Annotated in this window: 8 protein-coding genes; all 8 read right to left on the reverse strand. The window is 33.8% G+C overall.

Translation table 11 applies throughout. The features are described from left to right. Window positions 1-48: 48 nt before the first annotated feature. Window positions 49-729 (reverse strand): hypothetical protein, encoded by a 681-nt coding sequence (locus tag FW780_RS17475; protein WP_149834947.1) that lies wholly within the window; start codon window positions 727-729, stop codon window positions 49-51. Further along, window positions 729-1,154 (reverse strand): hypothetical protein, encoded by a 426-nt coding sequence (locus tag FW780_RS17480; protein WP_149834948.1) that lies wholly within the window; start codon window positions 1,152-1,154, stop codon window positions 729-731. Before FW780_RS17480 ends, FW780_RS17475 begins: the two co-directional genes overlap by 1 nt. An 81-nt stretch (window positions 1,155-1,235) precedes the next feature. Then, complete coding sequence (locus tag FW780_RS17485) at window positions 1,236-1,901, reverse strand: hypothetical protein (RefSeq protein ID WP_149834949.1); 666 nt, start codon at window positions 1,899-1,901, stop codon at window positions 1,236-1,238. Continuing rightward, the gene (locus FW780_RS17490) at window positions 1,901-2,308 is read right to left on the reverse strand and encodes a hypothetical protein (RefSeq protein WP_149834950.1); all 408 of its coding nucleotides are present in this window, start codon (window positions 2,306-2,308) and stop codon (window positions 1,901-1,903) included. The genes FW780_RS17485 and FW780_RS17490 overlap by 1 nt, the downstream gene beginning before the upstream one ends. Window positions 2,309-2,389: 81 nt before the next feature. Continuing rightward, a complete protein-coding gene (locus tag FW780_RS17495; RefSeq protein ID WP_149834951.1) occupies window positions 2,390-3,061 on the reverse strand; it encodes a hypothetical protein in 672 nt (223 codons plus the stop codon). Continuing rightward, window positions 3,046-6,615 carry a DUF6443 domain-containing protein gene (locus FW780_RS17500; RefSeq protein ID WP_241676932.1) on the reverse strand — a complete coding sequence of 1,190 codons (3,570 nt, stop codon included), beginning with the start codon at window positions 6,613-6,615 and terminating at the stop codon, window positions 3,046-3,048. The genes FW780_RS17495 and FW780_RS17500 overlap by 16 nt, the downstream gene beginning before the upstream one ends. 6 nt (window positions 6,616-6,621) lie before the next feature. Further along, entirely contained in the window at window positions 6,622-10,140 is a 3,519-nt protein-coding gene (locus tag FW780_RS17505) for a DUF5977 domain-containing protein (RefSeq protein ID WP_149834952.1), read from the reverse strand. A gap of 6 nt (window positions 10,141-10,146) precedes the next feature. Continuing rightward, the gene (locus FW780_RS17510) at window positions 10,147-11,787 is read right to left on the reverse strand and encodes a T9SS type A sorting domain-containing protein (protein WP_149834953.1); all 1,641 of its coding nucleotides are present in this window, start codon (window positions 11,785-11,787) and stop codon (window positions 10,147-10,149) included. Window positions 11,788-11,898 lie beyond the last annotated feature (111 nt).

Consider the following 11,898-nt stretch of genomic DNA (forward strand, 5'->3'; position numbering starts at 1 on the left):
AATATAAACAGAGCGATCTTAATCTTTGATCACCCTGTTTTGATATAGTTATTGTTTTAATGTGTCTAATACATAAATCTCATTTTGACCAGGTTTGTTATTATTTTCAAATACTTCGGTAAATAATCCTTTTAAAATAATTTTTTGATGATATTTAGGAACATTGATATCTACAAAAAAATGAGTATCTTGTTTTAAACAATCTAAATCTAAATGATTTACTTCTTTATTGTCAATAAAAAGAAAATATTCAAATTTTTTTAACAAATTCTTCTTGGGATACTCACTTGGTGTGTAGAAGCTATATCTAATGGTATTTTTCACATTATTCAATTGGGATCTAGTAAAATATTTGCTATTTATTTTATAATCCCTTTGATTATTATAAAATATAAATTGATTTACCTTTTCTTTATCATCAATAATTCGATATTCTAGACGCACATTATAGGCATTATTATTCTTTGTGTCTACTATTTTCCACCAATTTATTCTTTGTCCTATATTGTTTATATAGCCCTCAACTAAATACTGACTAAAGCTGCCTTCAATTTTTATTAAGGAATCGCTCAAGATAGTTTTGTTAACTTTCTTCAAAGTTTTCAAATTTGTTGCAATTGAAAAATAATCATTAGTAATAATATCTGTTTTTCCTTCATTCTCCTTTTTAGCTTTACTACAGGAAACAAATAAAAGTATATTTATAAAAATAAAAAATCTATATTTCATTATTTAAGCTTTTTGATTTTTGCCTGTCTTGATGAATCGGTCCTATCTATTAAGCGTGGATAAGCTAATGTATCATTTCTCCTATGCCAGATACCAGGAATAGTATCTTTATAGTTACCCTTCTCATCAATTGTCCAAGTTTGATATGGAGAATAAACCGTATCAGCTGCTTTATTTCCTCCAGATAATGTATTTTTTAAATCTGCTAATCTATCTGCCACCCAAGATCCTGCATACAATCTTCCTGCCCATGTTGGAGATTCTCTATTTATAAAGCCATTAGCTGGAAAAGTACTTGGAACAACAAAGCTTCCCCAATCTAATGTGAAAACCTTATCACCAGGTCTAAGCTTGTCGTGAGTGGTGGCATCAAAATCAGTTCTAGCCAGTCCTCCAGTATTGGTGATCTGAGGAAACTCTTCCACAACAAGCCTTATAGTAGAACCCTCATTTAATTGAACATAAACAGAGCGACCTTAATGTTTGATCGCCCTGTTTTGATTTAGTTATTGTTTTAATGTGTCTCGTACATATATTTCATTTTCTCCCACATTTCCATTTTCGATTTGAAATAATTCCCAAAAATTACCTCTAATACTTATATTTTTAGAATTAGGTGGAATAGTAAATTCGCAATCATAAAAATTTTTATATTTTTTGCATCTACATTGTAAGTGACTAACTTCTTTCCCATTAGAATAAAAATGATAATTTAACTTTCCTTCTGGTTGAGTTTTTTTATAAAGTACTGATGTGTAAAACCTATAGTTTAGTAGATCACCATTTTTTTTCAATGTGTAAAATTTGCTATTTAAAGTATCAATACTTTTATTCTCAAATAAAAAATATTGATTAACAAATTCTTTATCATCAATGAATTTATATTCTAACTTAGCAACAATTTCTTTTGTATTATTGTCAAATGCTTCCCACCAGCCAACTTTCTTATTGCCATTCATATATCCTTGTATAATGTAATTATTAAATAACCCTTTTATTTTGTATAAAGAGTCATTAATTTTACTTTTCTCAATATTCCTCATGTTTTTTAGGTCAGTTGGAATTGAGAAATATTCTCTAGAGTTTAAATCTTTGTAGTTTTTTAATTGTTCATTTTTTTTGCATGAAATAACTAAAAATAAAAAAGATAATATAAAAAAGAATTTATTCATTATTTTGAAGATTTTACTGAATCTGATGTTTTATAAAGTCTTTGCATGGCTTTTGACCAATTTTCTCCGTTTTTTAGAGTTGTTTTATACGTAGTATCTTTTATCCCATTTTTATCGAAAGTATGATCTTTAAAATATATGGTATCAGCTGCTTTATTTCCTCCAGATAATGTATTTTTTAAATCTGCTAATCTATCTGCCACCCAAGATCCTGCATACAATCTACCTGCCCATGTTGGAGCTTCTCTGTTTATAAAGCCATTAGCTGGAAGAGTACTTGGAACAACAAAACTTCCCCAATCTACTGTGGAAACCTTATCACCAGGTCTCAGCTTATCATGAGTACTTGGATCAAAATCAGTTCTAGCCAATCCTCCAGTATTGGTGATCTGAGGGAACTCTTCCACAACAAGCCTTATAGTAGAACCCTCATTTAATTGAACATAAACAGAGCGATCTTAATTTTTGATCGCCCTGTTTTGATTTAGTTATTGTTTTAATGAATCTTCTAAAAAAATTTCATTAATTCCCATTTCTTCTTTCTTGTCGTTGAATGAATATTCAACAAATAATCCACCAATAAATATATTTCTTTGATTCTCATATTTTGATAAATCAATCTCATATGAATGATGGAAATCATTTACAATTTTCAATTTTATTTTTTTTGACTCCACGCTTTTTTTTCCTATGTAAATATCATAATATAGATCCGCATACTCCGTATGATAAGCACTTTTGGGAGTGTAAAAATCATATTTAGCTTTTGAAATTCTACCATTTTTATACTCAAAGCTAAGGTTGTAGAATTTACTTTTTGCAGTATCTATTTTATTTTGATTAAATCTTAATATTTGATTATTCTTTTCTTTATCACCTTCAAGAAAAATTTGGATTTTGGTATACATTTCTTTATTTTTTCTAGAAATACTCCACCATCCTGTTTTGTGTTGTAACTTATTGTTATACTTTCCCTGTATAAAGAAATCTTTATTTTCACCAAAATATTCAATAATAGAGTCATTTACTGCCCTTTTATTTAATGAATATTTGGTCAAATCCAATAGAAACTTTGGGTCAATATTTGCAATTTGATCTTTTTTACAAGAGTGCAGCAAAAAAGGTATTATTAGAACTGCCAGATTTAATTTTTTCCCCATCTCTGATTTGCTATTTTATATCTCTTTGATATGGTATCTTGTACCCTATTATAATCATTCATATGGCTTTTTCCATTAACCTTAATTAAACTATCTTTCATAGATATTACACCATTATTTGCGGAATCTCTATCAGGAACAGCTATATTTAAAAACTCATTACTACCTGAAGAGTTATATAAATCTGCTAATCTATCTGCCACCCAAGATCCTGCATACAATCTACCTGCCCATGTTGGAGCGTTTCTGTTTATAAATCCATTAGCTGGAAGAGTACTTGGAAATATAAAGCTTCCAGCATCTAAAGTAAAAAGCTTATCACCAGGTCTGAATTTGTCCCAGGTGCTTGCATCAAAATCAGTTCTAGCCAGTCCTCCAGTATTGGTGATCTGAGGAAACTCTTCATTTGTACTTCCTATCAAACCAGATACGGCAGACTCTATTTTTGAAAACGCATCACTAAACATATTTGCTAACCCCAACATGGCTACAGAGCCATTACTTCCATCTGTTGGCAGATAAGAAACATTACCATTAAACCCCAGATAAGTAAGACCTGTATTTCCTTCATTACTGTTGGTAATCTGAACATTGGGTCTGATACTTCCATCTGGAAGAAAGCTGGTAAACCCATTTTCCTGGTAGGTAGCATCACCTTCCTGCATTCCCTCAACATATTGCCACATATTATCTTTCAGTCCCCATCCTAATCCCTCTCTACCGTCAGGATCTATAAAATTAACAGGGTTATTAAACGCATAATTGTAAGGACTATGACGAGTCATCTTTTCCGCCAGTGGATCTATTACTCCCCATCTACCCAAGTCACTCATATACATCCTCGCTCCAAAATCACTCCATCCAGTTTCCTGTAGTTCCTTTCCTCCGAATTTATAGTTATAATAACCTCCAAAGTTTGAGTAAGAAGACCCTCCTATATGGTTTAATCCAAATGGATAATAGTTATTGGTGTCTATAGATTCCAGCACTCCAGCATTATTTTTAGCAAATGTAATCCTTGTATTTCCTAAATGATCCTGATAGTTGTAAATATAACGGTTTTCTACGAAACTGTAAAATCCTTCTGAAGTGGGTACAAATTCTAATTTCCACTGGGATGCAGGAGGAAACAGTGGTGGTTTTCTGGTGTAAGCCTGAACTTCAAATGCAGTCTCTGTTTTACAGGTCAGGCATGTGCCTCCGTTATCTTCAAATGAATATTGGAAGCCATCCAGATAGTCTGTCATACGGTTGGTAGGAAGTCCCATATAAAACTGCTGTGAAAATGTTTTACGAAGCTTCACCCCATCTGCACGGTACAGGTGTGATATCCCTGTATTAATGGGTCTGTTCATATAATCAAGACTTTGTATGGAGACTGATTTAGGCAGATTCAGATAGTTGTAAGTAATAGATTGCATCCCTTTATCCTTCATATCGGTCATACTTCCGTTAAGGTCATAAGCAATAATATTGTCTCCTCCTTCATATCCTGATGGGTTGGTGGAATGTTCAATAACCTGATTCAGACGGTTTCCTGTATATTTATATTCAAGATCATCTACTAAAGTTGCTGTAGTTCCGGATACCGGATAAGCATTCCTTTTCAGAGTCATAATATTTCCATTCAAATCATAAGTCAGATTTTCATTGAAGTTATTATTGTATGGATTGGTCGCTTCCGGTTCTGTATAGATAGCATCTTTCAACCTGTTAAGAGAATCATAAGTATAAGAATATCTTTTCAAAGCACCTTCTGAAGCATTTCTCCAATCTATCTCTGCGATATTTCCATTGTATTTTCCAGAAGCTAATGCGCTATAAGTAGGATTGTTGTATTTAATTTCATATCCAAATAGTTTTCCATTCAAAGCTGCCGGATCGTTAATTTTGGTAAGCCAGCCACGGATATTGTATTTGTAATCTATAGATTGTAGTGGATTGGCAATATCCGTTCCTCCTACTTTTTTATTAGTAACCTGAGAAATTTCATTATATATGTTTTGAGTTAAAATCTCTATTGGATTGCTGTCTACCTGATGTTTATGTACCAATAATCTGTTCCCATTGTCATATTCAAAAGTTTCTGTGATAACCCTTTCCGTATCGGTATCTAATCGCTTGTGCTTTGTCACTGTCTGTTTTGTAATACCTGCAAAATCCAGCCTGGATTCTGTATGGGTATATCCTCCCAAATGATTGATAGAGTGACCTCCAATAGTTCTTCCTTTGGTATCATAATACGTGTAGTTTTTTGTCCAGTTATCATCTTCGATATTCTTTACAAAGCTCATGACAGGCAGTCCCTTGGTGCTTCTCCCATCGGCTGTAGGTGAGTCAGAAAGTACAGGCTTTCCCTGAATAGCGGAAGGGAATGCAGGATTGAAACTGTATGCAGGATAAGAGTCGTAATAATTTACAGATAATAAAGCTACCCATTTAGAAGCGTGAGGATAAGAAATGGCTGGATCATAAAAAACATCCATTCCCTGTCTATTGAATACTGATGAAGTAGTTCTTAGCATACTTCCTGAATCATTAGCCAATTGCTGTTCTGCATTTCTTTCTCCTCCAGTAGCGAGTCCTGTCACAGCAACTCTTCCAAGCTGATCATACTTTGTATACAGCCATTGTCCTTTTGTGCTTAATTCTGCATCCTGAGTTCCTACAATTCTGTCCTGTTTGTCATAGATCATAAATTCCCAACCTTTGCCAGGAATCTTTTTTTCAACCAATCGGTTTCTTCCGTCATATTTATACTGGTAGCATAAATCATTAAGCACAGTATTGGGATTGTTTTCTATAGAAGCTTTGGGAGGAATAACAAATGCCAGCTGATCATATTCATTGTAAAGATAATAAGTATCTGCATTCTCAGTTGCATTGATTACTTTTCTTACCAATACTACCTGTTCTTGTCCGTTTTTGAACTCAATGGTTGAATTGCCGTCTTCATCGGTAACGGTATTTTTATACAATTTGGCCTCTTCATACATTCCGATGTTACTAATCTCTGAGAATGTAGCATTATTGACCCAGCTTGTAGTAAGGGTAAACTTTTTTACTTTATCTAATGTAGAATTGACATCATAACCAAACTTGACGGATTTTGTATTCCAATCATTGCCTACCTGTTTCTGCTCCAGAATCCTGTCCAAAGGGGACTTTTCCAGCTCTTTTTCAGAATAAATCTTTTCATTGCCATAAGGGCTACTTGCCAGATTACTTAAAGGATTGGGAGTAATAGCTCCGTTTAAAGTACCCCCTTGTGGAACTGGAAGATAGTCTTTTACCTGTCTTCCGAACGGATCATATTCTATAGGAGTAACCACATCTTTTCCCAGTGGTGATGCTTTTACATTAACGATTTGTTTAGCTCTTCCCAGCCCGTCAAAATACTGGACAGTTTCCAGAGACTTTGTAGCGGTAGTATCATTATAATCCAGATATGTTTTACTCTGGATATAGTTTTCCGTATTGGGAAGTGTCGTAAGCTGTGCTTGCAGAGTACCTGTGATAAGCAAAGCACTTATGGGGATTATTATTTTTTTCATAATGCGTTAATTAATGGAGAAGGTAAAGTCTAAAGCTACATTGGTATTATTTACCAGAGAAGGTGAAGCTGATGATATGGTTGCTTTAATATAACCATTGGTATCAATTGTTAAATTCCATATTCCGTTGGAGTAGGCACTTGATGTACGGATTCCACCAGGAGTACAACTCCCGTTGATTTTTCCTATAATAGCACCACCCTGATTCCAATATTGATTATTAGTTTCGTATAAGAACCCAATTTGTATTCTATAAGTTGTGGGATTATTCACCGTAATTGATCCATAATTAAATTGATTAATCTGACTTCCTTTTGTTACCGTACAGTTTATAGTCGTACATGTTGCATTGGGATTATTATTAGCAGCATTCTGTCCATTTGCTGTAATTTCATCTACTGCTTTTTGGTCAGCATCAGATTGACTGATCATTGAAGTATACTTATTAGCTGGTACAGTGTAAGTAAAGGCAGTTCCAATTCCTCCGCTTCCACAATATTTAGCAAAATTACCACTCCTTTCAGAATTATAATATTTTGTCGGAGCGTAATTATATTTATATTCTTTTATCGTATTACTGTTAGCATCAACTATTTTTACAAGTCTCCCTGCAGAATCATAAATATAATTCTCTCTGATTCCTGATGCTGGGGTAATGGTTCTCACTCCAATTAATGGATCATAAGTATAGGTCGTTATTTCGTAATTGGATAGATTGCTTTTAAAGGTATTTAAAGCATTCAATAAATTGGATTCATCATTGTTCGTCCCCGCAGCAGCGTCTAGATCGGAAGCTTCCTGAATGGTAGACATAGATGTATAATTAATATCGGTGAATTTCGCATTCTTAATTTCAGCAATAGGCTGAGTTTGACCATACCCCCACACAATTACTGTAGAAACTCCATCTTTGGTAGTATATTGTACCACATTCCCGTTCATGTCATACTCATAAGCTATTTCTGTATTAAGCGTATTATTACCAATATCAGTAGATATTACAGAACTTGGTAATACGGTGTAAGCATGATCATATTTAAACTGTTCTTTACTTAGCAGTTTACCGTTTTTCTTTCTTTCTATTTCAATGGGTGTATCTAAAATATTAGCATCAATCAATTTCTGTATGCTTTTGTCTTTGGCATTTCTATAGTATTCTTCCGTGATATCTCCATTGGAAACGGATTTCTTATAAGTTAATCTTGCATCATCATATGTAAAGAAGTTTTCTTCCTTCATACTCCCTCCTGTGAAGAGTTCTTCTCTATTATTGGAGCTTGTATTATTGAAATATCTTAACAGGTAATTTGATGCAGTATAAGTCCCTGAATTATTATTTCCCGAATTAATATATGATGAAAATGCTTTTTGAACTTTAAGAGAATCTTTAACATGATAATCATAGGTATAAGTTTCTTTTTTTATAGGTGCAGATACTCCCTCTTTATAGTAATTTGCGGAAAGCAGTTTTCCTCTTCTTCCATCAAAAGACTGGACATAAGAACTGGGGAATTTTAAGAATTTAAGAAGATTTTTAACTCCTGGATCAGTAAAATTGGTATCAGATACCATAAATTTATCAGGGTAATCACTGAAATTGCTATAATTTTTCTCAATATATCCTTTTCCAGTTACTTCTTCTATGATTCTAGAATATCCGACAATTGCACCTGTATTAAACCCAACTCCAGAAGCAATATATGTTCTTGTTACATTAGCAGGTGTTGTAATGAAATTAATCTGCCCTGAAGACTTGTTATTTGTATTGAGATATTTGTATTTGATCTCTTTACTTACACTGTTTTGAGAATCATATAATTTCATACTATTGATTCTGGTGCTTCCTAAAATATATTTCTCCCCTTCATAAATAAAATCATCATTTTCATAGTTTAATTCTAAAGCTCCACCTGTTGGATATACTATTCTTTGTAATAATCCCAATTTAGAAAGAGGGGAAGGTGTTTTATCTATTCCTGACGGCTCAAAGTAGGGCTGTTTATTGACTAATTTAAAAGGTAAAATATTATCAGTAGTCAGATCGGGATAGAAATATGTTTTTGCTTTAGGGAAATAGTTAAGGTCATAAGGATGAAAGTCGGTTTTTGAAAATGTGATATTAGAACTGTTATTATTAAAGTATCCTAAAAAATCAACTTTTGAAGAGTTTCTGGGTGGGAAATTATTAGTATCATAAGAAAAACTATAGCTTCCTAAAGAAGAATCTTCGATTTTATCCAGCCTTAGACGTTTGCACTCATAATTACCTGCTGTACAACCGCTGGAATCAAAGTATGAATATGTGAAATTAGCCTGTTTTATGATATCTCCATTTTTATTCTTCACGTTAATATTTGAAAGTCCATTACCTGGATAATCTATTCTGTTAAATGCATATGTAAACTCAACGGTCTCCTGATTCGTTATAAGCTTTTTTAATCGCTTAATAGCAAACTGAGAGGTTGTAAACTTATTATAGATCAGAGGTGGAGTTTCATAAATTGACGAATTGCTTCCTAATGAATAATTACCTGCAACATTATAGTTCCCAAAATCTACATCTTCAATTGTATTGAGTGAAGGGTGTTCATAATTATTTACATAAGTTTCATACTCAAATTTTACTTCTCGTCCTGAAACAGGATCTTTCATTTTACTGAGGTACCAGTTATTAACCTGGTAAGAATCGTGACTCAAAAAATCCTGAGGATACTCTGTTATTTTCCCTATTTCATAATCATTAAAAGTGTAGATATACCCATTTTCTCCTACGATTTCAAACTTATCAATCTGATAAAAAACACTCGCTTTTCCACCATTTCCCCAGAATGTACTTTCAAAACCTCCACAAGTAGGTTTAATAGTTAAAATAAGATTATTATTAAGTTTGGCATTGGTAGAATTAAAAAAATGAGCTTTAAACTGGGTGTCATTAATTCTTGTCAGATAAAATTTATCATTAAATCCAGGTGCATTAATATAATAGAAATCAGGAGCCGAATCCACCATTCCATCATCATTCCATTCAATTTTGGTACTTATACATAGCTGCTGGCCATTAATGTTTGAGTAGAAAAGCTGATCTGGCCATGTAGTACACAAAAATCCTTTAGACTGCCTGTGCCAGGACAAGGATTGTTCTGGTTCAAAAGTAGAAGTTGTGTAGTAAGCATAGGTTTCCGTAAGATCATTCTGATCGTTTACTTTAACGGTTAGATTGCCACCTGCATTCAGATTCCAGCCTAGTCCTACTGATGTAGCAATATCAGCAACTTTATTTCCTTTGGTATTATAAGAAAGATCAATGGGTATTTTTACTTTTCCAAAATTTATATTATAAATAGGAACTGATATATTGGTCTTTCCTATATAATCAAGCTCAGAAAAATCACTGTACTTCATTAAGCCTGTTACTTCAGGAGAGGCTACATTATATACCTGTTTCTCAAGTAATTGTTGTGATTTGTATTCCGTATTTATGAAAAGCAATAAAAGGAATATTAATTTATAGTTGTTCTTCTTCATTTGTATTTATTTCTTAATGAGTTTAGCATTCGCCGTTTTATTAGTATCAGTTTTTATCGTCACTAGATACGCTCCCTGAACCAAAGCCTGGGTATTAATCTTGGTCACTCTGTTTTTTGTTTTTATACTTTGAAGTTGTCTACCACTCATGTCGTATAGTAGAATATCAGCATCTTTAAAATCAAAGCCAATTTCTACATAAGCATAATCAGATACAGGGTTAGGATAAATCTTGATATCATATTTTTCAATCAACTGATCAATCTGCTTGTCGCCCAGCTTTACAATCTTCCAGTTTTCTTTTCCAAGCTCTTCTGCACTGGTTCCTGCCAGAATAATAGAGCCATCTCTGTTGAGTTTTAAATCAAAAAGCCTTTCTTCCTTCTTTCTGGATTCTCCGGTGATGTATTTTCTCCATGATTCGTTCCCTAACTGATCAATGTAAAGCAACCAAAAGGTCTCATCATCTTTTTCTATTCTTCCCTCTGCCTGAGTATATCCGCCTAATAAGATTCCCTTGGAAGATTTGTCATCTGTGGAATGAAGAACACTCATACTCATTAGAATGTCTCTATTTTTGAAATTGTAAGACTTCTGCCACTGCTCTTCACCTCTTTCATTTAAAGAAATCAGCCAGAGGTCTGTCCCTTCTTCAATGCCTACCGTTTTATTTCCTGATCTATCCGATCTGGATTCTCCACCAATAATAAATCCAGTTGAAGTTAATGCCATAGTTCTGATATGATCATCTCCTTTCCCTCCAAAATTCTTTTCCCATTCTACTTTTCCATTTTTGTCGAGCTTTACGATCCAGTAGTCTCCTTCACCGAAGTTTTCAGTTTGTTTTGAGTTTCGGGATACGGGATTCGTGTTTTGAACGTTTGACACAGAACCCGCATCTCGCATCCCGGACCCCTTTTCAGAACCCGAAATATGAACCTCGGAACTTCTGGAATAAATTCCCAACAATGCTCCGCCGTCTTTTGTTGGAATCATCTTCTCCACTTCGTCTAAACCTTTTCCGCCTAAAATTAGTTGAGATAACTCTTTTCCATCTTTGTCGATTTTGGTAATCAAAACATCTTTAGAACCGTAACCTTTCATTTTGGAATCCTGAGCGGAGACGAAGGATCCAGCCACAAAGAATCCTAAATCTGTCGTTTGAATAACCGCTCTGGCTTCTTCATCTGAAGAGCTTCCTAAGGTTTTCTGCCACAATTCATCACCAAATTCATTGATTCTGATTAGCCAAATGTCTGAGCCTCCTTTAGAATCGTCTTTTTTATCTAACCCTTTTCCTGAATATGAGGTTCCGGCCAAAAGAAATCCACCGTCCTGTGTGGTAACGGTTGCTGATAAATAATCATGATTTGATCCCGAGAAGTATTTTTCCCAGGCTTCATTTCCTTGTTGATTAAGTTTTACAAGATGGAAATCGTAACCATTATTCTGCTTACTGCCTGAAGCTTGCTGCTTATCGCTTTGGATGGAGCTTCCCGTGATTAAATATTGCTGATCAATTGTTGTGGTAACCTGGCTAAGAAAATCCTGGGTAGAGGATTTGATGTCTTTCTGCCATACCACCTCCTGAGCAGAGATGCCCAAGACCGTGCATAAAGTAAATGCACCGAGATAGATTTTTTTCATTCTTGTGTTGTTGTTTTTTACGTTAATAATAGCTTGTAAAAACTTCGCGAATTTAATACTTTGTAGAACACGAAAAATACTTTAATGCAGTCTTCTGTAAATTATACTATT

The organism is Chryseobacterium sediminis, from assembly GCF_008386505.1.
GTDB lineage: Bacteria > Bacteroidota > Bacteroidia > Flavobacteriales > Weeksellaceae > Chryseobacterium > Chryseobacterium sediminis.